The sequence below is a fragment of the Luteimonas deserti genome (assembly GCF_013425765.1).
Classification (GTDB): Bacteria; Pseudomonadota; Gammaproteobacteria; order Xanthomonadales; family Xanthomonadaceae; genus Luteimonas; species Luteimonas deserti.
Genome location: NZ_JACCJZ010000019.1, coordinates 126522 through 148213 on the forward strand (window position 1 = coordinate 126522; position 21692 = coordinate 148213).

The 21692-nt window shown below is 71.0% G+C and carries 20 protein-coding genes and 1 pseudogene; 15 read left to right on the plus strand and 6 right to left on the minus strand.

All coding sequences use genetic code 11. From position 1 onward, the window contains the following. Position 1 precedes the first annotated feature (1 nt). The 9 genes from H0E82_RS12145 (at position 2) to H0E82_RS12185 (ending at position 9343) form a co-directional block, all read left to right on the plus strand. On the plus strand, positions 2–544 hold the full coding sequence (locus H0E82_RS12145; RefSeq protein ID WP_180545725.1) for a gamma carbonic anhydrase family protein: 543 nt from the start codon (positions 2–4) through the stop codon (positions 542–544). Positions 545–624: 80 nt separating this feature from the next. Then, positions 625–1308 (plus strand): RDD family protein, encoded by a 684-nt coding sequence (locus H0E82_RS12150; protein WP_180545726.1) that lies wholly within the window; start codon positions 625–627, stop codon positions 1306–1308. Further along, positions 1305–2306 carry a stage II sporulation protein M gene (locus tag H0E82_RS12155; protein ID WP_180545727.1) on the plus strand — a complete coding sequence of 334 codons (1002 nt, stop codon included), beginning with the start codon at positions 1305–1307 and terminating at the stop codon, positions 2304–2306. Before H0E82_RS12150 ends, H0E82_RS12155 begins: the two co-directional genes overlap by 4 nt. Beyond that, positions 2296–3909, plus strand: a complete 1614-nt coding sequence (locus tag H0E82_RS12160) for a DUF4129 domain-containing protein (RefSeq protein WP_180545728.1) — start codon at positions 2296–2298, stop codon at positions 3907–3909. Before H0E82_RS12155 ends, H0E82_RS12160 begins: the two co-directional genes overlap by 11 nt. After that, positions 3909–5036, plus strand: a complete 1128-nt coding sequence (locus H0E82_RS12165; RefSeq protein ID WP_180545729.1) for a DUF4350 domain-containing protein — start codon at positions 3909–3911, stop codon at positions 5034–5036. Before H0E82_RS12160 ends, H0E82_RS12165 begins: the two co-directional genes overlap by 1 nt. Next, positions 5033–6025, plus strand: a complete 993-nt coding sequence (locus tag H0E82_RS12170) for an AAA family ATPase (protein WP_180545730.1) — start codon at positions 5033–5035, stop codon at positions 6023–6025. The genes H0E82_RS12165 and H0E82_RS12170 overlap by 4 nt, the downstream gene beginning before the upstream one ends. A 31-nt stretch (positions 6026–6056) precedes the next feature. After that, complete coding sequence (locus tag H0E82_RS12175; protein ID WP_180545731.1) at positions 6057–7355, plus strand: DUF58 domain-containing protein; 1299 nt, start codon at positions 6057–6059, stop codon at positions 7353–7355. Between the two features lie 84 nt (positions 7356–7439). Beyond that, positions 7440–8126, plus strand: coding sequence for a hypothetical protein (locus H0E82_RS12180; protein ID WP_180545732.1), 687 nt, complete (start codon positions 7440–7442; stop codon positions 8124–8126). Beyond that, positions 8123–9343, plus strand: a complete 1221-nt coding sequence (locus H0E82_RS12185) for a Tle-like phospholipase domain-containing protein (RefSeq protein WP_180545733.1) — start codon at positions 8123–8125, stop codon at positions 9341–9343. Before H0E82_RS12180 ends, H0E82_RS12185 begins: the two co-directional genes overlap by 4 nt. A gap of 481 nt (positions 9344–9824) precedes the next feature. Here H0E82_RS12185 and H0E82_RS12190 read toward each other — a convergent pair whose 3' ends face one another. From H0E82_RS12190 to H0E82_RS12200, 3 genes are all read right to left on the minus strand, one after another. Next, a complete protein-coding gene (locus H0E82_RS12190; protein ID WP_180545734.1) occupies positions 9825–10199 on the minus strand; it encodes a YciI family protein in 375 nt (124 codons plus the stop codon). Positions 10200–10213: 14 nt separating this feature from the next. After that, a complete protein-coding gene (locus tag H0E82_RS12195) occupies positions 10214–10456 on the minus strand; it encodes a DUF3297 family protein (protein ID WP_180545735.1) in 243 nt (80 codons plus the stop codon). A gap of 116 nt (positions 10457–10572) precedes the next feature. Further along, on the minus strand, positions 10573–10857 hold the full coding sequence (locus H0E82_RS12200; RefSeq protein WP_180545736.1) for a DUF4031 domain-containing protein: 285 nt from the start codon (positions 10855–10857) through the stop codon (positions 10573–10575). Positions 10858–11159: 302 nt separating this feature from the next. Here H0E82_RS12200 and H0E82_RS12205 point away from each other — a divergent pair, with 302 nt between their 5' ends. Then, positions 11160–12248 (plus strand): hypothetical protein, encoded by a 1089-nt coding sequence (locus H0E82_RS12205; RefSeq protein WP_235974299.1) that lies wholly within the window; start codon positions 11160–11162, stop codon positions 12246–12248. 121 nt (positions 12249–12369) lie between these two features. Beyond that, positions 12370–14370 (plus strand): BCCT family transporter, encoded by a 2001-nt coding sequence (locus H0E82_RS12210; protein WP_180545737.1) that lies wholly within the window; start codon positions 12370–12372, stop codon positions 14368–14370. A 140-nt stretch (positions 14371–14510) separates the two neighbouring features. On the opposite strand, the gene H0E82_RS12215 is transcribed toward H0E82_RS12210, so the two are convergent. After that, positions 14511–15077 carry a DUF3016 domain-containing protein gene (locus H0E82_RS12215; RefSeq protein WP_180545738.1) on the minus strand — a complete coding sequence of 189 codons (567 nt, stop codon included), beginning with the start codon at positions 15075–15077 and terminating at the stop codon, positions 14511–14513. Positions 15078–15403: 326 nt separating this feature from the next. Here H0E82_RS12215 and H0E82_RS12220 point away from each other — a divergent pair, with 326 nt between their 5' ends. Beyond that, the gene (locus H0E82_RS12220; RefSeq protein WP_180545739.1) at positions 15404–16375 is read left to right on the plus strand and encodes a L,D-transpeptidase family protein; all 972 of its coding nucleotides are present in this window, start codon (positions 15404–15406) and stop codon (positions 16373–16375) included. 2 nt (positions 16376–16377) lie between these two features. Then, on the plus strand, positions 16378–17052 hold the full coding sequence (locus H0E82_RS12225; RefSeq protein ID WP_180545740.1) for a M23 family metallopeptidase: 675 nt from the start codon (positions 16378–16380) through the stop codon (positions 17050–17052). A gap of 196 nt (positions 17053–17248) precedes the next feature. Here H0E82_RS12225 and rph read toward each other — a convergent pair. Both rph and H0E82_RS12235 read right to left on the minus strand, forming a co-directional pair. Further along, positions 17249–17419 (minus strand): annotated as a pseudogene (gene rph / locus H0E82_RS12230) (ribonuclease PH); the annotation flags it as partial. Positions 17420–17663: 244 nt separating this feature from the next. Continuing rightward, on the minus strand, positions 17664–18356 hold the full coding sequence (locus H0E82_RS12235; RefSeq protein WP_235974300.1) for an arylesterase: 693 nt from the start codon (positions 18354–18356) through the stop codon (positions 17664–17666). A 99-nt stretch (positions 18357–18455) separates the two neighbouring features. Here H0E82_RS12235 and H0E82_RS12240 point away from each other — a divergent pair, with 99 nt between their 5' ends. Beyond that, positions 18456–19154 carry an ABC transporter ATP-binding protein gene (locus tag H0E82_RS12240; protein WP_328797024.1) on the plus strand — a complete coding sequence of 233 codons (699 nt, stop codon included), beginning with the start codon at positions 18456–18458 and terminating at the stop codon, positions 19152–19154. Beyond that, entirely contained in the window at positions 19151–21679 is a 2529-nt protein-coding gene (locus H0E82_RS12245; RefSeq protein WP_180545743.1) for an ABC transporter permease, read from the plus strand. Before H0E82_RS12240 ends, H0E82_RS12245 begins: the two co-directional genes overlap by 4 nt. Positions 21680–21692: the final 13 nt, after the last annotated feature.

The window sequence follows — 21692 nt, forward strand, 5'->3', positions numbered from 1 at the left end:
GATGAACCTGCGACCCTATCGCGACACCGCGCCGCAGCTCGGCGCGCGCGTCTATGTGGATCCGGCCGCGAGCGTGATCGGCGACGTGGTGCTCGACGACGACGTCTCGGTGTGGCCGGCGACGGTCATCCGTGGCGACGTCAACCACGTGCGCATCGGCGCCCGCACCAGCGTGCAGGACGGCAGCGTGATCCACGTCAGCCATGCCGGTCCGCACGCCAAACTCGGCGGATTCGCGACCGTGATCGGCCACGACGTCACCATCGGCCACAAGGCCATCATCCATGCCTGCACGATCGAGGACACCGTCCTGGTGGGGATGGGCGCGATCCTGCTCGACGGGGTGGTCGTGCGGCGGCACGCGATGATCGGCGCCGGCGCGGTGGTGCCGCCGGGCCGCGAGGTGGGCGAGGGCGAGTTGTGGGTGGGCAGCCCGGCACGTTGCGTGCGGCGACTCACCGACGCCCAGATCGAGGGTCTTCATTACAGCGCCGGGCACTACGTGCGGCTCAAGGACGAGTATCTCGCGGCGCAGGCGGGCTGAGCGGCAGGCGCGCGCGGGCATGGACACGGAGACGCTATGGGTGTGGACGCGGGGATGATCGAACGGGAGCGTACCGCCTGATGCTCGATACCGTGCGCGAGGTGCATACGCCGGAGGGCGTCGCATTGCGCCTGCCCGCGGCAGGCCCGGTGCCGCGGGCGGCGGCGTGGCTGATCGACCTCGTGATCCGCGGAGCGCTGGTGTTTCTGGCGCTGATGCTCTTCGGCATGCTCGGCCGCTTCGGGGCCGGGCTCTACCTGGTGGTGCTGTTCCTGATCGTCTGGGGCTATCCGGTCGCGTTCGAGGCGCTCTACGACGGTCAGACGCCGGGCAAGCGCGCGCTGTCGCTGCGCGTGGTGTCGGCCGACGGCGCGCCGATCGGCTGGATGGCGAGCTTCGTGCGCAACCTGATGCGGGTGGTCGACATGTTGCCGTTCGGCTACGGCGCGGGGCTGGTCGCCAGCCTCGCCGATCCGTGGAGCCGGCGTCTGGGCGACATGGTCGCCGGCACCCTGGTGATCCACGCGCCGCGCCACGCCGTGCAGATGCAGGCGCTCGCCGTTGCGCCGCTGGTGCCCGGCACGCCGCTGCAGACCCATGAGCAGCTCGCGGTGATCGGGTTCGCCGAGCGCGCGCACCTGCTGAGCGAAGCCCGCAGGCAGGAACTGGCCGACATCGTGGCGCCGGTCAGCGGCGCTCGCGGCGAGGCCGGGGTGATGCGCCTGCTGGGCATCGGCAACTGGCTGCTCGGGCGGCGCGCGTGAAGCAGGCGACCTTCGTTGCGCGGCATGCGGCCGAGTGGGACGCCTTCGAGCGCTGGCTCGATGCGCGCCAGACCAGTCCGCGCCGCGCCCGGGCCACCCGGCGCGAGTGGCAGGGCATCGCCGACGAGGACGTGCCGTCGCACTACCGGCGGCTGTGCCAGCAGCTGGCGCTGGCGCGTCGACGTGGCTACAGCCCCCAGGTCACACACCGCCTCCAGGCCTTGATGCAGCGCGGCCACAACCTGCTCTACCGGCCGCCGCCGCCGCCCTGGCGGCGCGCGCTGGAGTTCATGATGGCGGGGTTTCCGCGCCTGGTGCGGGCGCAGCGCGGCTGCCTGTGGGCGTCGCTGGCGCTGTTCGCGCTGCCGATGCTGATGCTCTACGGACTCGTGCTGCACTCGCCGGAGCTGGCCTACGGCGTGCTGTCGCCGCAGCAGCTGGGCGAGATGGAAACGATGTACGACCCGGACGTGGCGCGGCACAGCGGCAATCGCGAGGCGCAGTCGGACATGCAGATGTTCGGGTTCTATGTCTGGAACAACGTCAGCCTGGGCTTCCGCACCTTCGCAAGCGGCCTGCTCGCCGGTGTCGGCACGATCGCGGTGCTGATCTTCAACGGCACCTTCTTCGGAGTGATCGCCGGCCACCTGCAGGCGATCGGTCACGGCGGTCCGTTCTGGCGCTTCGTGGTCGGACATTCGGCACCGGAGTTGACCGCGATCGTGATCGCGGGCGCAGGCGGGCTGCGGCTCGGCCTGGCCCTGCTCGCGCCCGGACGCCTGCGCCGGGTGGACGCGCTGGTGCAGGCCGGGCGAGACGGTGGACTGCTGTGCCTGGGCATCTTCGCGATGCTGGTGTTCGCGGCATTCGTCGAGGCGTTCTGGTCCTCGAACGCGGCCGTGCCCGATCCGGTGCGCTTCAGCGTGGGTGGCGCCCTGTGGGTGCTGGTGCTGCTGTGGCTGTGGCGCGGCGGGCGAGGGCTGGCCGGTGCGCGTTGAGACCGTGCAGGTGGAACTGCGCCCCCGCTCGGGCTGGGAGGCGATGGAGCTGGGCAACGCGCTGGTCCGGCGGCACGCCCGTGGCATCTGGGGGGCCTGGCTGCTGGTCTCGCTGCCGCTGTTCGCCGCGTTGAACGCAGTGGGCTGGTGGCTCGACCGCATGTGGCTGCCGATGCTGCTGCTGTGGTGGCTGCTGCCGCTGCTCGACCGGGTTCCCCTGTTCGTGCTGTCGCGCGCGGTCTTCGGCGCGGCGCCGACGCTCGCACAGACCGTGCGCGCCCAGGTGGACTGGGGCTGGCGCCCGCTTCTGGGCTATCTCACCTGGCGACGCTTCAGCCCGTGGCGCGCGGTGGCGATGCCCGTGGCGCTGCTCGAAGGCGTGCGCGGGCCGCAGCTGGCGCAGCGGCGCCGGGTGGTGGTGGACGGCGTCGGCGGGCACGCCCTGCTGTTGACGGCCATCGGTCATGTCTTCGTGCTGACGCTGGCGATGTCGCAGCTGCTGCTGGTGCTGCTGTTCGTTCCGACCGAGCTGCTGTCGGAATCCGCGCGTGCGATGTGGGCCCTGATGTCCGAGCATCCGCCGCGCTGGGTGCAGCTGCTGGGCAATCTGGCGATCTGGCTGGCGGTGTCGGCCGTCGCGCCGTTCCAGGTCGGCGCCGGGTTCGGTCTCTACCTCAACCGGCGCACCCATCTCGAGGCCTGGGACCTCGAGATCGCCTTCCGGCGCCTGCGGGCGCGGCTGCAGCCGACCGCCGCGTCGCTGGCGGGCCTCGTGCTGGTGTCCGTCCTGCTGGCCGCCGCTCCCGGCGGACACGCGCAGACACCCGGGCGGGAGATGCCCGGGGCGGCCGACGGCGCGCAGACCGCCCCCACGACGACCTGGACGCCCGGTGCGCGCGCTGCACGTGCCGCGCGCGAGTCGCGCGGCGAACCCACCTTGCCGGCCGTGTTCGGTGAGCCGGTCGAGGATCCCCGGTTCGCGAGCGCCGTGGAGCAGGCCTATGCCGATCCGCTGCTCGGGTCCTCGCGGACGGTGGTGCGCTGGCAGCGCAAGGATCGCGAGGCGCGGACACCCGAGGCCGCGTCTACGCCGAACGCCGGCGTCCTCGCGGCCATCGCCCGGACCTTCGCCCTGCTGGTCGAGTTCGGCCTGTGGATCCTGCTCGGCCTGCTGGTGCTGGCGCTGGCGCTCACGGCGCGCCGCTGGTGGCCCTGGATGCGCGGGGTGCTGGTGTCTCCGCCGGAGGAACGCGAAGTGCGGGTCAGCGACGCGCCGCCGTTGCCCGAGGCGCTGCCCGACGCACTGGTGGCCGCGGTGCGCCAGCTGTGGGAGGCCGGTGAGCGCCGGCGCGCGCTGGCGCTGCTCTACCGCGGCAGTGTCGAGGCGATGGCCCGGCGCGCCGACGTCCATCTGGTGCCGGGCGCCACCGAGGCGGAGTGCCTGCGCGCCTCGCGACGCATGCCCGACCCCGCCGACCGCGGCGCGTTCGCCGAGATGGTGCGGGTCTGGCAGCGCGCGGCCTACGGCCAGCGCCTGCCCGACGATGCCGGACTCGAGGCGCTGCTCGCCACGCTGGCGCCGCGTTTCGGCTGGGCCCGCTGATGCGCTGGCCGATGACGCTGGCGCTCGCGCTGCTCGGAGCCGCGGTGGTCGCGGGGGGCGTGGGCTGGTTCCTGCACACCCACGAGCGCGTCGAGGACAGCGTGCCGATTCCCCCGCATGGCGAGGCGGCCTACAACCCGCTGTACGCCTTGCGCGAATCGCTCCGCGCAGCGGGCGTGCCGGCCGAATCGCGCCGCCGCCTGGAGCGCTCCGGTCTCGCACTCGGTCCACGCGACACGGTGCTGATGCTGGGCAGCCCGGACACCACGACGCCGGCCGATGTCGAACGGCTGCTCGACTGGGTGGACGCCGGCGGCCACCTCTTGGTGCGGACGCCGGCGCCGAGCGCGCGGGAGCGACTGGCACGTCCCTGGGGTCTGCTGGAGCGGCTCGGCGTGCGTCCGGTCGCAGGTCGTGGGCGCTGCGCGCCGCTGGTCATCCCCGGGCAGTCGTCGCACGTCGAGTTCTGCGCGGGGCAGCGGTTCCTCCTGGTCGGCCAGGCACCCGAGCGGCTGTGGGGTGACAACGGTGAACACGGCCTGGTGTATGCGCGCCTCGTGCACGGCGCCGGCCGCGTGGACGTGCTCGCCGACTTCGATTTCCTCCTCAACGACGCGTTGCGCGAGGCGCCGCACCACATCCTCGCCCGGCAGGTGCTCGCGCCGAACTGGGGCGAGGGCACGATGCATCTCGTCTACGCGGCCAGCGTGCCGCCGCTCTGGCTGTCGATCCTCACCCGCGGCTGGATGGCGTGGGGGCCACTGCTGCTGGCCCTCGCGGCGTGGCTGTGGCTGCGCACCCAGCGCTTCGGACCGCGGATCCCGTCGCCGGCGGTCGCGCGTCGCGCGCTGCTCGAACACGTGCGCGCGAGCGGCGAGCACATGGTGCGTTACGGACGCGCCCCCGTGCTCTACGACGCGGTGCGTACCGCGTTCTTCGAGCGTCTGCGCCGCCGCGATCCGCTCGCGGCGGCGTTGGACGGCGATGCCGGCGTCGAGGCGATCGCCGCGCGCACCGGACTGCCGCCCCGCGACGTGCGCCATGCACTTCAGGCGCCTCGACCCGATGATGCCGCGGGCTTCCGCCAGCGGATCGCCCGACTGATCCAGATGAGACAGCGACTATGACCGAACTGCCCGCACCCCCGACCGCCCCGATCACCGGCGATGCCCTCGCAGAGCGCGTGGCCGCTGTCCGGGACGAGGTCGCCAAGGCCTTCATCGGCCAGCCCGACGTGCTCGACCAGATCCTGGTCGCACTGCTGGCCGGCGGCCACGTACTGATCGAAGGCGTGCCCGGGCTCGGCAAGACCCTGCTGGTGCGTGCGCTGTCGGCGGTACTGGGCTGCGGCTACGCACGGGTGCAGTTCACCCCCGACCTGATGCCCAGCGACGTCAGCGGTCATGCGGTGTGGGACACCAAGAGCGAGTCGTTCGTCGTCCGCCGCGGCCCGATCTTCACCAACCTGCTGCTGGCCGACGAGATCAACCGCGCGCCGGCCAAGACCCAGTCCGCCCTGCTCGAGGCCATGCAGGAGCAGCAGGTCACCATCGAGGGGCACAGCTTCGAATTGCCGCCGCCGTTCATGACCCTGGCCACTCAGAATCCGGTGGAGCAGGAGGGCACCTATCCGCTGCCCGAAGCGCAGCTCGACCGGTTCCTGTTGAAGGTGCTGATCGACTATCCGGAGCATGTCGACGAGGTGGCGATGGTGACCGCGATCAGCGGCGGCAAGGTCGCCTCGGATTTCGATCTCTCGCAGTTGCGTGCGGTGCTACAGCCCGGCGAGATCGTCGCCCTGCAGCAGGGCACGGCGACGACGGTGGTGGACGCGGCGGTGATCGACTACGCCGTGCGCGTGGCCGCGACCACGCGGCGCTGGCCGGGCATCGCGCTCGGGGCCGGCCCGCGCGGCAGTCTCGCGCTGGTGCGCGCGGCACGTGCACACGCGGTGCTGGCCGGCCGCGATTTCGTCACCCCAGACGATGTCCGCGAGATCGCCACCCCGGCCCTGCGGCATCGCATCGCGTTGGCACCCGAGCTGCAGATCGAGGGCCAGAGCACCGACCAGGTGCTGCAGGCCCTGCTGGCCAAGGTCGAAGCGCCGCGCCGGTGAGGCGCTGCCGCCACGTCGACGGGATGCCGGCATGAGGCCCGCCTCGCCGCTCGTCGCGCTGCTCGTCGTCTGGGGCCTGGCGGGCGTGGCCGCATCGCTGTGGGCGCCGGCGGTCCTGCCCTGGCAGGGCATCGGGACCATGCTGCTGCTGCTGTCGATCGCCGACCTCGTGGCACTGGTGCGCCAACCCACCCCCGACGTCGCCCGGGTCATGCCCGAGGCCTGGCCGATCGGCGTGGCCCGCGATGTCGCGCTGCGGATCGAGGCCAGCCGAGTACAGCGCGTGGATGTCCACGACCTGCATCCACCGGCCTGGCAGGCCGAGGGCCTGCCGCGCCGGGTTCGGCTGACGCCGGGCACGGTGAGCCAAGTCGAATACCGTCTGCGTCCGACCGCGCGCGGCGAGGCCGTGTTCGAAGGCGTCCAGCTGCGCCTGCGGTCGCCGCTGCGTCTGTGGTGGCAGTCGCGCATGGCCGGTGCGCCGCGACGCGTGCGCGTGTTTCCCAACTTCGCGCCGTTGACCCGCCTGGCCCTGCTCGGCGCCGATCGCGCCTCGCGTCTGGTGGGTGCGCACATCAAGCGGCGTCGCGGCGAGGGCACCGATTTCCACCAGATGCGCGAGTACCGGGTAGGCGACAGCCTGCGCCAGATCGACTGGAAAGCCAGTTCCCGCGCGCGCAAGCTGATCTCGCGCGAATACCAGGACGAGAAGAACCAGCAGCTCGTCGTAGTGCTCGATACCGGCCGGCGGATGCTCGCCCAGGACGACACCCTGTCGCATTTCGATCATGCGCTGGATGCGGCTCTCGTGGTCTCGTATCTGGCGCTGCGCCAGGGCGACGCGGTGGGGCTCTTGGCCACCGGCGGCGAATCGCGCTGGATGGCGCCGCAGCGTGGCATGGGCACCGTCGATGCGTTGCTGCGGGTGAGCTACGACCTGCAGCCGCAACCGGTGGCCACCGATTATCTGGCTGCGGCCACCGAGCTGTCGCTGCGCCAGCGGCGCCGTGGCCTGCTGATGTTCGTCACCAACCTGCGCGACGAGGACATCGAAGATGTGCTCGCCGCCGTGCGCATGCTCCAGCGGCGGCACCTGGTCATCGTGGCCTCGCTGCGCGAACGCGCCCTCGACGAGGTCCTCGACGCCGAGGTGCGCGACCATGACGACGCCGTCCGCGTCGGCGCCACCGCGCGCTATCTGGCCCAGCGGCGGGCGGCCCATGACGCGCTGCGCAATCACCGGATCACCGTGCTCGACGTCACCGGGCCGGAACTTCCGGGCGCGCTGGTCGAGCGCTATCTGGCGGTCAAGCGCGACGGACGGCTCTGAGCGGGCCCCACCGCGGTCACAGTCCATGGCCGACGCGGTGTTTCCCGACTTGACCGTCCGGGAGTCGGCTTCTAGAACCGCTGGATGACCCGCATCCCCCGACAGAGTCCGAGCGCGCCCACGCCGCGCACCCGCCCCGCCCTGCGCGCGCTGGCCACCGCCGGTGCCGTCGCGCTGGCGCCCCTTTCCCTCCTTGCCTGCAGCCCGACCATGACCACGAGTGCGTCTCCCGAATACCGCCAGAATCCCGCCCCGCAACAGGCCTACCGGCTGACCATGCGGATCGACGATGCACCCGGTCCGTTCGGGTCCATCGTCGCCCTGGCCCAGTTCGACGTGCAGAACCGCGAGTGCCTGCCGCCCCCCGATTCGAATCCCGGAGGGCGGCAATCGCCGGTGCCGACGATGGATCTCGAGATCCCGCTGGCGCGCGACGCGGACGGTGCCTGGGTGGGCACCTTCCATACCGATGCGATGCTCGACGAGGACTACCACGGCCGCGGCACGTGTGTCTGGCAGTGGATGGGCACGCGCGTGCACCTGCGCGCGACCGGCGCCGATGGCGAGACGATCTTCCTGCCGAGCCTCTCGGCGCACGAGGCCTCGCCCGAGCAGACCGTGGACTTCTACTTCCTCAAGGAGGGCTATCCGCAAACCTCGCCCGCCAACTATTCAGACCTGGGAATCGCAGGACGCGAGCGTGTGCCGGCGGATCTCGCCGATGAGGCGCTCTTCTCCATCCAGCTCCGGAGCGAGGCGGTGCGTCCATGAGCGGTCCGTCCCAGCGGTTCGCCGATCTCGCGGACCATACCTACGATCGGGGCGGCGTCGGCCTGGCGACCCTGGTCGGCAAGGACGTCCAGATCAACGGTGAGCGCTACACGATCCGCAGCCACACGGATAATCCCGCGAGCGGTTATCAAGGCACGATCTACCAGCACATGGGCAGCGGTGATCTCGTTGTCGCCCACCGCGGCACCGAGTTCGGGCGGGAAGCGTTCCGTGACGGCGTCGTGGCGGATGGCGGGATGGTCTTCGCCAGGACGAATGCGCAGGCGGCCGATGCCGTGGCGCTGACGCGCGCGGCGATCGAGATGGCCCAGCGCGATGCCGTGCGGGACAGAACGGCGCCACGTGAGGTCACGGTCACCGGCCACTCGCTCGGCGGAACCCTGGCCCAGATCACGGCGCATCATTTCGACCTGCGCGGCGAAACCTTCAACGCCTATGGCGCGGCGAGCCTGGATCGAAGGATCCCGGAGGGCGGCACTCGGGTGACCAACCACGTGATGGCCGGAGACGCGGTCAGCGCCGCCAGCCCGCATTACGGCAAGGTGGTGGTGTACGCGGCGCAATCGGAGATCAACCGTCTGTCCGTTGCCGGCTACCACGCCAATCCCGTGCTCGATGTGCTGCGCCGGGACATGCCCGTGGCCGCGGCCATCGCCAACGGCGGCTCGCACAGCATGCATCACTTCCTGCCCGTGGATGGCGAGGGTCGCCGCGATGTCTCGGCGCTGGCCGATCCGGCGATGCGCCGACGCGCAGACGAAAACAGCCGGGTGATCGAGGATTACCGGGGCGACATCGGCGGCCTGCGCGGTGCCGCCACGTTCATCGGTCGTGGTGGAGTCGTGGGCGGCGTCATCGACGCGCTCGATCGAGCGCGCAATCCGCCCGTGCCGGCGGGGACACCCGCCGAGCGCGAGCGGGCTGTGCCGGGCACGGACCGTGGCGCCGGCCATGCGACACCCGCGCGCGCCGACCCCAGTCGCCATGCCGACGTGCAGCGGCTGTTCGAATCGATCCAGCCCGGAGGCGACGGCGCGCGGGCCGCACTCGACCAGCTGCGGGCCTCGTCCACCGGTGATGCGTTCGCGGCGCGCGTGGCCGAAGCGCGCGCCGAGCTCGCGCCTGTGGCCGCGCAGGCACACGCGCCCCAGCAGGACGCGGGCGCCCACGAGACCTCGCAGATCGCGCGCGGCTGAGAGGCGCCGGCCCGTCCCTCGACGCCGTGCGGGCCGGCGCGCCGTCTGGCCTGCGCGAGCCGTGCCCGGCGTGGCCGCTTCGCACATCCGCCGCAGGCGGCAGCGCCCGTGCCGGTCGCATGCTGGAGGTCTACTCGCCGGGCGACGCCGCGCTTCATCCGCATGCCGCCGGCAGGATCTTCCCGGCCTTCGTGTGCCGCGATCGAATCCACGGGGTGGGGTCTGCCCGAACCCGGCTCGACGGTCCTGCAAAGAGGCTCGCCGGCACTCGATCGAGCGCATGCGCATGCGGCGTTCTCGGATGGCACGGCAGGCCCCGGACAGGCGGCATCGTCGAGTGATGTCCGGATCCAGTTCCGCGGCGGCGCACGGTACCGGGCCCGCCGTCGCCGCGGCATGCGTCGATCCGTGGCGCTCGCACCTGTATCGATCCGTGGCCGTCGACCACGCGGGACTCGAGAGGTGCCGCGGCGCGACCGCCCTATGCGCCGACGCGCGCGCGCACCGCGTCGAGATCGCGGACCGGACGGACCTCGATGCTGCCGGTGCGCGCCCAGGGCAGTTCGCGCGCGATGCGAAGGGCCTCGTCTTCGCTGTCGGCCTCGATCAGGTTGAAACCGGCCAGCATCTCCTTGGTCTCGGCGAACGGTCCGTCCAGCACCTGGACCTTGCCGTCGCGGCTGCGGACGGTCTTGGCGGTCGTCGCATGCTCGAGCTGACGGGTGTCGATCAGGGTGCCCTGTGACGCCAGCCGGTCGGCATTGTGCAGGCAGCCGCGCATCAGCGTGTCGAACTCGCCCTCGGCCAGATCGCCCAGCAGCGCATCGTCGGTGTAGATCAACAGCAGGTACTGCATGGGCGCGTCCCCGCTCAGGCGTCGAGATGGAAATAGGGCTCCACGGTGCCGCGCAGCTTGACCGTCAGCGGCTGGCCGCGGCGATCGAGCGCGCGACCGGCGGCCACCCGGATCCAGCCTTCACTGACGCAGTACTCCTCCACATCCCGACGCTCGGTGCCGTTGAAGCGGATGCCGATGCCGCGGTTCATCGCGGCGGCGTCGTAGTGCGGGCTGCGCGGATCGTTGGACAGGCGGTCGGGCGGTGTATCGGACATGGGGGCGTGGTCTGCGTGGAAACGCTGGAAGGATACCGCTGCGCGGTCGTGGCTTCATCTCCACCGGCGGGTCGCGCCGTGTCCGCCGAAGATGCGCCCGATGCCGGCTCGCAGGCTCAGCAGGCCTCGCCGCGGCCCTGGCGCCGGGCGTGGGCGATCACCGCCCGCACGAGGGCCCGGTCGCGATGCCGCGAAATCGGCGTCGCGCCGAGCTCGATCGCGCGATCCCGCAGCGCGGCGGTGACATCGTAGTGCGCGCCACTGGCGCGATCCTGGAAGGCGCGCCGCGGAAGTCCGAGCGCTGCCGCGAAGGCGTGAAGTTCCTCCAGCGTATCGGCGAGCAGATGCGCCCAGCGTTCGCCGCGCCACGGGTGGACCGCATCGTCGACATAGACCGTCATACGTCGCCTGCACATCGAGCTCATCGTCGCGCCGCGATCATAGCCCGCGCCTGCCGCGCTGCGTGCTCGCCGGACGCGCAGCGTTGATCGGCCCTTGCGACGCCCGTGCCCGGTGCGACGGATGCGTCCCACGACGGCGGCCGGAACGACCGGATGCCGCATTTGCAGGCTGTTTTCGTGGTGCAGCGCGCTCGCCGGAGTTCGGAGGCAGCCCGGCCGTCAGGATGGCCGGCCGTTGATACATATTCGAGTGGCTCGAGGAGGGCAGAACCGTCGTGATTCCGCGTGGTGCAGTGTGGGGGATGTTCGGTGTTCTGGTGACCGTGATGCCTGCAGCGTCGGCGCAGGGGACGACGGATGCGCCTGCCGCTTTCGAACTCGGTGGCGCGGTGCGCTTCAATTACGCATGGCTCGACTACGGCGGCAGCAGCGGCGTCGAGCCCGAACTCGTCCGCATCGACGCACGTGGCAACGCCGGCCCGCTGTTCGCATCCCTGCAGTACCGCTGGTACGACGGCTTCGATGCGGTGCATCACGCCTATGCGGGCTGGGCGATCGAACGTGCCCCGGGCGGCGCCTCGTCCGACGTCCGCGTCGGCATCCAGCAGGTGCCGTTCGGTCTGCTGCCGACCGCGTCGCAAAGTTTCTGGTTCGGCTCGGGCTACTACCTCGGAATCGAGGACGATTACGACCTCGGCGTGGTGTGGCAGAGGCAGTCCGGCGCGCATCGGTGGCATGCGGGCGTGTTCGCCGGCGACGAGTACGGCACTGGCGCCGAGTTCGACCGCTACTCCTTCGACGTCGCGACCATCGAGGATCTGCCGTACCGAGAACGCACGCGCGGGATCGTGCGCTACGAGCACGGCAGCGGAGCGAGCGGCCGGGAAACGACCTGGGGCGCGTCGGCGTTCGCGGGCCGGATCGAGAACCGCATCGACGGCGGCACGCACGCGCACACCGGCGGTACGGTCCACGGCCAATGGGTGCGCGGCCCGCTGACGCTGCAGGCGCAGTGGGCGCGCTACCGCTACGCCAATCCCGAACCCCGTATCGCCATGTCGGCCTTCATGGTTCCGTTCGAAATCGCAACCGAGGCGGACGTGCCGACGCTCAACGTCGCCTGGGCGGTGCAGCGCACCGGCTGGTTCGGCAGCATCACCTGCTACAGCAATGCCAGCGCCACGCTGCCGGTCGATCGTGATCCCGGTCTGCGCGAGTCGATCCAGAACGTCACCGGCTGCAGTCTCGGCAAGGGGCGGATGCTGACCTACATCGACTGGATCGCCGGCAAGAACATGTGGTTCATCGGCGGTCCGGGCATCGGCGTACGCGATCCGGCCAACGACGGCTGGCATTCACGGCTGAACGTCAACCTCGGCTTCTACTTCTGATCGCACGTCGGCCCCAGCGGTGCCGTGCGCGACCCCTGCCGGCCGGACCGCCGGTTTCACCCGGACGGGCCTGCCGGCGGCGCACGCTGCGCAGGCCGCGTCCCGCAGCGAAGGATGTCCCATGAGCGAACCCCGAACGCCGGCCGCGCCGCCTCCGCCGGCCGCACGCTGGCACTCCCGTATCCTCACGCCGGTCTTCGTGCCCTCCGCACTGATCGTGCTGGTGCTGGTGGCGCTGTCCTTCATCGCGCCGGACACCTCGGAAGCCTCGTTCAACGCGGCCAAGATCTGGGTGGCGGAGGAAGCGGGCTGGTTCACCGTGCTCAGCGTGGCCGGCTTCCTGGTGTTCATCGTGTGCGTGGCGGTCAGCGGCTTCGGGCGCCTGCGCCTGGGGCCCGATCACAGCCGGCCCGACTACCGCTACGGGAGCTGGTTCGCGATGCTGTTCGCGGCTGGAATGGGCATCGGGCTGATGTTCTTCGGCGTCGCCGAGCCGATCATGCATTACGTCGAACCGCCGATCGGCGACGCACAGACGGTCGCGGCGGCGCGCCAGGCGATGCGCATCACCTTCTTCCACTGGGGCGTGCACGCCTGGGCGGTCTACGCCGTGGTGGCACTGTCACTGGCCTACTTCGCCTATCGCCACGGGCTGCCGCTGCGCATCCGGTCGTCGCTGTATCCGCTGATTGGTGAACGGATCCACGGCCCGATCGGTCATGCGGTCGACACGTTCGCAGTGCTCGGCACGATCTTCGGTCTGGCGACCTCGCTCGGCCTCGGCGTGATCCAGATCAATTCCGGCCTCAGCTATCTGTTCGGCGCGCCGGTCGGCGTCGGGGTGCAGGTCGCATTGATCGCGGGGATCACCCTGGTCGCCACGGGCTCGGTCTTCGCGGGCCTCGACCGCGGCGTGCGCCGGCTTTCCGAGTTCAACATGGTGATGGCGGTGGCGCTGCTCGTCTTCGTGCTGGCGATGGGCCCCACGGTGTATCTGCTGCAGGCCTTCGTGCAGAACACCGGCATGTACATCTCCAACGTGTTCGCGATGACCTTCAACCTCTACGCCTACGAGCCGACCGGCTGGCTGGGCGGCTGGACGCTGTTCTACTGGGGCTGGTGGATCGCCTGGTCGCCGTTCGTGGGCATGTTCATCGCGCGGATCTCGCGCGGACGCACCATCCGCGAATTCGTGGTCGGCGTGCTGCTGGTGCCGCTGGGCTTCACCTTTCTGTGGATGACGATCTACGGCAACAGCGCCCTCTACCAGGTGATGGTGGAAGGCTCCACCCAGCTGGTGGCTGCGGTGTCGGCCGACAGTTCGGTGGCGATCTTCCAGTTCCTCGAGGACTATCCGCTGTCGATGCTGACCTCGGCGGTCGCGACGCTGCTGGTCATCATCTTCTTCGTCACGTCTGCCGACTCGGGCGCGCTGGTGATCGACATGCTCTCGTCCAAGGGCGAGGAAGAATCGCCCGTGTGGCAACGGATCTTCTGGGCCGTGCTGGTGGGCGCGATCGCCATCGCGCTGTTGATCGCCGGCGGGCTCGGTGCCCTGCAGGCCGGCACCATCGCGTCCGCCCTGCCGTTCACCGTGGTCATGATCCTGATGTGCTGGGGCATGGTGCGGGCGATGAAGCTCGAACTGGTCAAGCGCCGCTCGGTGCGCGAGGCCCGCATCGCGCCCGTGGCCACTGGCGGCGGCGACTGGCAGGCACGCCTGCGCGCGCTCGCCCATCACGCCTCGCGCAAGGAGGTCCTGGCGTTCCTGCAGTCCCAGGTGCGGCCCGCATTCGAGGACGTGGCGGCCGAGCTGCGCAAGCAGTCGCTGCCGGTCGAGGTGGCCGAAGGCGAGGACGGCCGGATCTGGCTGCAGGTGGGGCACGGCGAAGAGATGGATTTCTTCTACTCCGTCCGGCCGGTGCCGTATGCGCCGCCGACCTTCATGCTCGACGATCCGCGGCGGCGTCGCGCGGACGACGCGCAGTCCTACCGCGCCGAGGTCCATCTACGCGAAGGCGGGCAGGAGTACGACGTCATGGGCTGGCGCAAGGACGGGCTGATCCACGATGTCCTGGACCAGTACCAGCGCCACATGCACTTCCTGGACGTGGTGCGCTGACGCGCGCGGTGAAGAGCATTCGCGCGCATGCAACGCGGTCGAAGGCCGCGCACGCCGCGCCACGGCGGTGCCCGTCGGTGCCAGGATGACAGGCGAAAAAAAGGCCGCGCAGTGCGCGGCCTCCGGAGTGTCTGCGGGGGTCAGTCCCGTGCGGCGACCGGCGTACGCAGTTCGCGGCGCAGCCAGTCGTCGATGAGCTGCTTTTCGTAGCGCAGCGCATCGCTGCTCATTGTCGCGCTGGGACGGTTGAGGAAGCCCATGTCGCGCAGTTCGCGCTCGCCGTCGGCGATGACGTTGCCCGACGCGTCGCGCAGCACGAAGGCCAGATCGATCCGCGGCGGATACTGGTCGCGGATGATCCGCACGTGATCGAGCTGGGTGCCGCGCCAGGGTTCGTACATGCCCGCGCGCCGGATGTCGCGGATGGTCACGTCGAGCGTGGCGCCTGCCGGCAGTTCGCGTTCCGCCCGACGCCGCACGTGCTCGGCGATCTGGGCGACCCAGTTGCCGCGTCGCGCTTCCCAGCGGTTGCCGCTGAAACGCAGGTCCGAGAACGCAGCCGGATCGGTCCACTGCACGGCCACGAGGCTGTCTCCGGCCAGCTGGCGGGGATGTTCGGGATCGGTGACGTCGTTACGGGCGAGCAGGGGGGCGGCAATCGCACTCAGCGCCGCGGCGAGCAGCAGTGGAGCGGTACGGAATCGCATGTCGGTCTCCGGGCCCGGCGATGGCCGGGCAGATGTGGACGTCTCCGGATCGTGCGCTGGACCGGCTTAACCTGCAATCAAACCGTGCGGTCCGGCCGGGCCGGGGGCGGGCCCCGGGCAGGGCCATCGCGTCCGGGCCGGGTCAGACGGGCGGGCAGGCCGCCGTCCGTCGGTCGTCAGCGGGCGCACCGTCGCCTCTCCGCCGCTTCGCACCGGCGCGATGCGTCGCACTGCAGTCCGGTACCTCACGATGCGGGCTTCACGCCGCGTGCGGGCCTGCGGCCGGCAGGATGCAGACCGTCATCCGCTGTCCAGGACCACGCCCGATGGGCCATCGAATCGCCATCCACCTCCGCCGCTGCTGCGTCGCCCTGCTGATCGTCGCGTTCGGGCTGTCCGCCGTGCACGCACAGACACCGCTCACGCCCGACGCGGTCAACGCCGCCGCGCGCGATGCGGGCGACGCGGCCCTGCTGCGCGCGCAGGTGCTGCTCGACCGCCTGCATTTCTCGCCGGGCGAGATCGACGGGCGCGGCGGTACCAACACCACGCGCGCCGTGGCCGCGTTCCAGCGCCACCGTGGACTGGATGCCAGCGGCGAACTCGATGCGGAGACCTGGGCCGCACTGACGGCCGATGCACCACCCGCCCTGGTCGACTACACGATCGCGGAAGCCGACGTGGCAGGGCCCTTCCGGCCGCTGCCCGACGACATGATGGAACAGGCGTCGCTCGACGCACTGGGGTATGTCTCCGCCCGCGAAGCGCTCGGCGAACGTTTCCATGCCGCGCCCGCCTTGTTGGAGCGGCTCAACCCCGACGTCGCGCTCGAGGCCGGCGCGCGGATCCGCGTGCCCAATGTGCGCGATGCCACGCCGCTGGCGCGCCCCGACCACATCCTGGTCAGCGGCTCGGACGCGGTCGTCCGCCTGGTGGATGCAGAAGGCACGGTCTACGCCCAGTTTCCGGCCTCGTCCGGCAGCGAGCGCGATCCGCTTCCGGTCGGCGAATGGACGGTCGAGAACGTGGCCACCGACCCGACCTACCACTACAACCCGGATTTGTTCTGGGATGCGGATCCGGCGCATGCCAAGGCCACGCTGCCGGCGGGCCCCAACAATCCGGTGGGCACGGTGTGGATCGGCCTCTCCAAGCCCCACTACGGCATCCACGGCACCCCCGAGCCGTCCAGCATCGGCAAGACCCAGTCGCACGGGTGCATCCGCGTGACCAACTGGACCGCGCGGCGGCTTGCCGGCGTGGTCGGCACGGGCATGAAGGTCGTGCTGGAAGAGTGACGATGGGCCGGGTCGCGTTCTGGCTGGTGCTGGTGCTCGGATTGCTGCTGGCCAACATCGCGGCGTGGTGGTGGCGCGAGCGCGGCGGGGCATCGCCGCCGCCGGCCGCGGTCACGTCACAGGCGGACGCACGGCAGGAGCCGCTGGGCGATCGAGCCGATTCGCCGTCCGCAGCCGTGGCGACACTCCGGCCGCCGGGCGACCCGGGCGCGCCCCGGGCCGGCGCGCCTCCGAGCGCGGCTTCGCCACTGCTGATGCCGGTCCAGGGCATCGATGTGGCGACCGTGGCCGACACGTTCCAGGACGAACGCGACGGCGGCGGTCGCGTGCACGAGGCGATCGACATCATGGCGCCCGCTGGAACCCCCGTGCTCGCAGTGGCCGACGGCACGATCGAAAAGCTGTTCACCAGCGACCGTGGCGGACTGACGATCTACCAGTTCGAGCCCACCGGCACCTTCAGCTATTACTACGCGCACCTGCAGGCGTATGCGCCGGGGCTGGCCGAAGGCATGCAGGTGCGCCGTGGCCAGCAACTGGGCACGGTGGGCAGCAGCGGCAATGCGGACCCCGCGGCGCCGCACCTGCACTTCGCGGTGTTCCGGCTCACGCCGGAGCGGGAGTGGTGGACCGGCGAGCCGGTGAATCCCTGGCCACTGCTGCAAGGCGGGCGCTGAGCGCACGACGCACGGCCCGCGAGGGTCGCATCCTATGAGGCGTGTCGAGCGCGTGGCGGATTCCGCCTCGCCACGCGGCGCAGCCGATGACAGGGCGTCGCTGAACACACGGCGGCTGCGATCTTGAAACGGCTCGTGCCTATCCGGATTGCCGCACGGGCATCCAGATCCCGATGCCCATGCAGCGTGGATCGCCCAGCTCGCTGTGACGGACCGCGGGGCCCTCGGCTGTTCCCTGGTCTTCGATGAAACCACCGCGATCGTTCATGACGATGTTCGACGCGGTTCTGCAGTCGCCGTCCTCGGCATCGTCGAGTTCCGGCAGCGGCATGCCGCGGCAGAGTCCCGCCGCGACCGCGGCGATCGCATGCACATCCCCGTGCCGGTGGCGGATCCGGGCGACGCCTCACCTGCCTCAGCATGCGCTCCCCGTTGGCACACGCGCACGATCAGCGTCCGGACCCTAGCGTCGCGCAGCGTCCGCAACGACGTCGACCACGCGTATGGACGCCGCCCGTCGACAGCCAGCGTCGGAACAGCGAATGCTGCTCCATGTCAGTGCGCCGTTGTACGGCCCGTACGCGCCGACCTCCGGAGTGCTGGCGTGACGCTCAACGGCGCGCGCGCAGCAACGGCTGCAGCGCAGGCCAGACGTGGTCGAGAATCTTCGCCTGGGCCTCGACCGTGGGGTGCAGGTTGTCGTCCTGGAAGTTGACGCGGTCGGTCGCGATCGGCTCGAGCAGGAACGGCAGCAGCGGCACATCGAAGGTCTCCGCGAGCAACCGGTAGTTCGCTTCGAAGCCCGCGGTGTAGTCCGTGCCGAGATTGGGCGGCATGCGCATTCCGACCAGCAGGACCTGCGCGCCCACATGCTGGGAGGCGCCGATCATCCGCGCCAGATTCCGCCGCGCATCGGCCAGTGGCAGGCCGCGCAGGCCGTCGTTGGCACCGAGGGCGATGACCACCACGGCCGGACGCTCGCGCACCACCGCCTGCACGATGCGCGAGGCGCCGCCGGCCGTGGTCTCGCCTGAAATGCTGCCGTTGACCACGCGCCAGTCCGGCGCCTCGCGCTGCAGGCGCTGCTCCAGCAGGCCCACCCAACTCTGGGCCGCGGACATGCCGTACCCCGCAGAAAGTGAATCGCCCATGATCAGCATCGTCTTCTGCGTTCCCGGCGCGGCCGCGGCAGCAGCAGTCGCCTGGGCCTGTGCTAAAACCGGCAGCGCGAGGAGGCACGCCGCCACCCAGCGCAGCAGGCCGGCTTGCATCCAGCGGCGCGCGGCCGCAGTTCCCTGTGTCATTCCCACGTCTCCGGTCGGTCCGGCGACGCCGGCCTCCGGGGCCAGCGCGCGGTGCGGCTATCGAAACATCGAAGGATATCTATGCCCGACGCCACCCCCATGCAAGCTGAAACCCCCGCCGCCCTCGACGTCGAGGCACTGGGCAAGCGGGTCTCGCTGCCTTCGGGGGAACTGACGATCCTCCAGGACGTCGGCTTCCGCGTCGCGCACGGCGACACGGTCGCCATCGTCGGCGCGTCGGGCTCGGGCAAGAGCACGCTGCTGTCGCTGCTCGCCGGTCTCGACACGCCGAGCAGCGGGCGCGTACTGCTGGGCGGCGCGCCGATCTCGACGCTCGACGAGGACGGGCGCGCGAAGGTGCGCGGCGAGAAGGTCGGCTTCGTCTTCCAGAGCTTCCAGCTGCTGCCGTCGCTGACCGCGCTCGAAAACGTGATGTTGCCGCTGGAGCTGCGCGGCGATCGCGAGGTCGAGGCGCCGGCGCGCGACGTCCTCGCGCGCGTGGGCCTCGGCGAGCGCCTCGGTCATTACCCGCGTCAGCTCTCGGGCGGGGAGCAGCAGCGCGTGGCACTCGCGCGTGCGTTCGTCACCCGGCCGTCGCTGCTGTTCGCCGACGAGCCCACCGGCAACCTCGACACCGCGACCGGCCAGTCGATCATCGAACTGCTGTTCGCGCTCAATGCCGATGCCGGCACCACGCTGGTGCTGGTCACCCACGACGATCATCTGGCCCAGCGCTGCAAGCGCCGCCTGCGCATCGACAGCGGCCGTCTGGTCGCGGACGAGGCGATGACCGCATGAGGACCGCCGCGCTCGCGTGGCGCCAGCTGCGCCGCGATTTCAAGGCGGGCGACATTCGGATCCTGTTCGCCGCCCTGGTGCTCGCCGTCGTCGCGGTGACCGCGGTGGGATTCGTCACCGATCGCGCCGAACGCGCGCTGGCGATCGAGGCCAACCGTCTGCTCGGCGGCGACGCGGTGGTCCGCGGTGACGCGCCGATCGCCGGCGCGATCCGCGAGGCCGCTGGGGGGCCCGGACTGCAGGTCGTGGACACGGTCGAGCTCGACAGCATGATCCGGGTCGGCGCAGGCGACGCGGCCAACCTGCGTCTGGGCGATGTGCGCGCGCTCGGCGACGGATTCCCGCTGCGCGGGAGCTTCCGCATCGCCGGCGCCGACGACGTCGAGCGGGACGCGTCCGCCGTCCCCGAGCCCGGCACGGCCTGGATGAGCCGCGCCGGCGCCGACACGCTCGGTGCCGCGATCGGCGACACCGTCGTGCTCGGGGCCTCGAGCTTCCGGCTGACGGCACTGGTCCTCCAGGAACCCGACGCGTCGATCGACTACTTCAACGTCGCGCCCAAGGTCTTCCTGCACCTGTCGGACCTCGACGCCACCGGGCTGATCCAGCCGGGCAGCCGCATCCGCTATCGCCTGGTCGTGGCCGGCGATGCGGACGCGGTCGACGGGTTCGCCACGGCGGCGCGCGCGAATCTCGGTCGCGGCCAGCGCGTGGAGACCATCGGCGATGCGCGCCCGGAAGTGCGCTCCTCGCTCGATCGCGCCGGTCGTTTCCTGGGCCTGGCGGCGCTGGTGTCGGTGATCCTCGCCGCGGTCGCCGTCGCGATGGCCGCGCGCCAGCATTCGGCGCGACATCTGACGTCCGTCGCGGTGATGCGCTGCATGGGCGCGCAGCAGCGCACGCTGGTCGGCATCCATGTCGGTGAACTGCTGCTGCTCGGCGTGATCGCGTGCACGCTGGGTGTGGTCATCGCGTTCGGACTGCAATGGGGCATCGGCCGTTGGCTGGAATCGTTACTGGGCCTGTCGATTCCCGCCGCCGGCCTGATGCCGGCCCTGCAGGGTTATGGCGTCGGCCTCGTCGTACTGATGGCCTTCGGCGCCCCGCCGGTGCTGGCGCTGCGCCGGGTGCCGGCCCTGCGTGTGTTGCGGCGTGATCTCGGCGGGTTCGAACCCAGTGCCTGGCTGGTCGGCGGCGCGGGCTTTGTCGGCCTGGCCGCGCTGGTGTGGTGGAAAGCCGGCTCGGCGACGCTGGGCGGCGCGATGCTGGCCGGCATCGCGGTGACCTTCGCGGTGCTCGCGCTGCTGGCGTGGGGGCTGATCCTGCTGGTCCGCGCGCTGCGTACCCGGCTGCGCGGCAGCCTGCGCTACGGCCTGGCCAACGTGAGCCGGCGCGCGGGCACCAGCGTCGCCCAGGTCACGGCGCTCGGCCTCGGCCTGATGGCGCTGCTGCTGTTGACCTTCGTGCGTACCGATCTGCTCGATCGCTGGCAGCTCGCGCTGGGGCAGGATGCTCCCAACCGCTTCATCATCAACGTGCAGCCCGAGCAGCTGGATCCGGTGCGCGCCTTCATCGCCGGACAGGGCGTCGATGCGCCGGTGCTGTTTCCGATGATCCGCGCGCGTCTGATCGAGCGCAACGGCGCGCCGGTGCGCGGCGAGGACTATGCCGGGCGCAGCGGCGACGACGCCCAGGACCAGCAGGCGCAGCGCCGGGCGGAACGCGAGTTCAACCTGTCGATGCAGACCGATCTGCGCGACGACAACCAGGTGACCGCCGGTAGTTTCTGGGGCGAGGACAGGCCGGCGACGCCCGAGATTTCGGTGGAGGAGAACTTCGCCAAGGATCTGGGCTGGCAGCTCGGCGACCGCATCGCGTTCGATATCGCCGGCCAGCGGTTCGAGGCGCCGATCACCAGCTTGCGCAGCATCGAGTGGGAGAGTTTCCGTCCGAACTTCTTCGTCGTTGCCTCCCCGGGCGCGCTCGACGGCTATCCCGCCAGCCACATCACGGCGGTGCGGGTGCCGCCGGAGCGACCGAGGTTCACCGCCGATCTGGTGCAGCAGTTTCCCAACCTGTCGGTGATCGACGTCGACGCGGTCCTCAACCAGGTGCGCAGCACCGCCGACCAGGTCTCGACGGTGGTGCAGGTGGTGTTCTGGTTCTCGCTGGTCGCCGGCGTGCTGGTGCTGCTGGCAGCGGTCAGTGCCAGCCAGGACGAGCGCCTGCTGGAAGGCGGGGTGATGCGCGTACTCGGCGGCAAGCGGGCGCAATTGCGCCTGGCGCAAGCCTCGGAGTTCGCCGCGATCGGTCTGCTCGCGGGACTCGTCGCGTCCATCGCAGCGTCGGTACTGGCCGGGGTCGTGGCCGTGCGGGTGTTCGACCTGCCGTGGACGCCGAACTGGGCGCTGGCCGCGACAGGTGGCGGCATCGGCGTGCTGATGACCTTGCTGGCCGGACTGTGGGCGACGCGCCGCGTGCTCGACGCCCCGCCTTCGGTGACGCTGCGGGCCCTGCAGGACTGATGGGCACGCGCGC

What these genes read in the sequence shown, in the direction of transcription:
- H0E82_RS12240 (WP_328797024.1), top strand. Translation starts at nt 18,456, where the DNA reads ATGCAAGCTGAAACCCCCGCCGCCCTCGACGTCGAGGCACTGGGCAAG.
- H0E82_RS12215 (WP_180545738.1), bottom strand. Translation starts at nt 15,077, where the DNA reads ATGCGATTCCGTACCGCTCCACTGCTGCTCGCCGCGGCGCTGAGTGCG.
- H0E82_RS12145 (WP_180545725.1), top strand. Translation starts at nt 2, where the DNA reads ATGAACCTGCGACCCTATCGCGACACCGCGCCGCAGCTCGGCGCGCGC.
- H0E82_RS12205 (WP_235974299.1), top strand. Translation starts at nt 11,160, where the DNA reads ATGTTCGGTGTTCTGGTGACCGTGATGCCTGCAGCGTCGGCGCAGGGG.
- H0E82_RS12170 (WP_180545730.1), top strand. Translation starts at nt 5,033, where the DNA reads ATGACCGAACTGCCCGCACCCCCGACCGCCCCGATCACCGGCGATGCC.
- H0E82_RS12220 (WP_180545739.1), top strand. Translation starts at nt 15,404, where the DNA reads ATGGGCCATCGAATCGCCATCCACCTCCGCCGCTGCTGCGTCGCCCTG.
- H0E82_RS12245 (WP_180545743.1), top strand. Translation starts at nt 19,151, where the DNA reads ATGAGGACCGCCGCGCTCGCGTGGCGCCAGCTGCGCCGCGATTTCAAG.
- H0E82_RS12200 (WP_180545736.1), bottom strand. Translation starts at nt 10,857, where the DNA reads ATGACGGTCTATGTCGACGATGCGGTCCACCCGTGGCGCGGCGAACGC.
- H0E82_RS12175 (WP_180545731.1), top strand. Translation starts at nt 6,057, where the DNA reads ATGAGGCCCGCCTCGCCGCTCGTCGCGCTGCTCGTCGTCTGGGGCCTG.
- H0E82_RS12190 (WP_180545734.1), bottom strand. Translation starts at nt 10,199, where the DNA reads ATGCAGTACCTGCTGTTGATCTACACCGACGATGCGCTGCTGGGCGAT.
- H0E82_RS12195 (WP_180545735.1), bottom strand. Translation starts at nt 10,456, where the DNA reads ATGTCCGATACACCGCCCGACCGCCTGTCCAACGATCCGCGCAGCCCG.
- H0E82_RS12165 (WP_180545729.1), top strand. Translation starts at nt 3,909, where the DNA reads ATGCGCTGGCCGATGACGCTGGCGCTCGCGCTGCTCGGAGCCGCGGTG.
- H0E82_RS12185 (WP_180545733.1), top strand. Translation starts at nt 8,123, where the DNA reads ATGAGCGGTCCGTCCCAGCGGTTCGCCGATCTCGCGGACCATACCTAC.
- H0E82_RS12235 (WP_235974300.1), bottom strand. Translation starts at nt 18,356, where the DNA reads ATGACACAGGGAACTGCGGCCGCGCGCCGCTGGATGCAAGCCGGCCTG.
- H0E82_RS12150 (WP_180545726.1), top strand. Translation starts at nt 625, where the DNA reads ATGCTCGATACCGTGCGCGAGGTGCATACGCCGGAGGGCGTCGCATTG.
- H0E82_RS12225 (WP_180545740.1), top strand. Translation starts at nt 16,378, where the DNA reads ATGGGCCGGGTCGCGTTCTGGCTGGTGCTGGTGCTCGGATTGCTGCTG.
- H0E82_RS12210 (WP_180545737.1), top strand. Translation starts at nt 12,370, where the DNA reads ATGAGCGAACCCCGAACGCCGGCCGCGCCGCCTCCGCCGGCCGCACGC.
- H0E82_RS12180 (WP_180545732.1), top strand. Translation starts at nt 7,440, where the DNA reads ATGACCCGCATCCCCCGACAGAGTCCGAGCGCGCCCACGCCGCGCACC.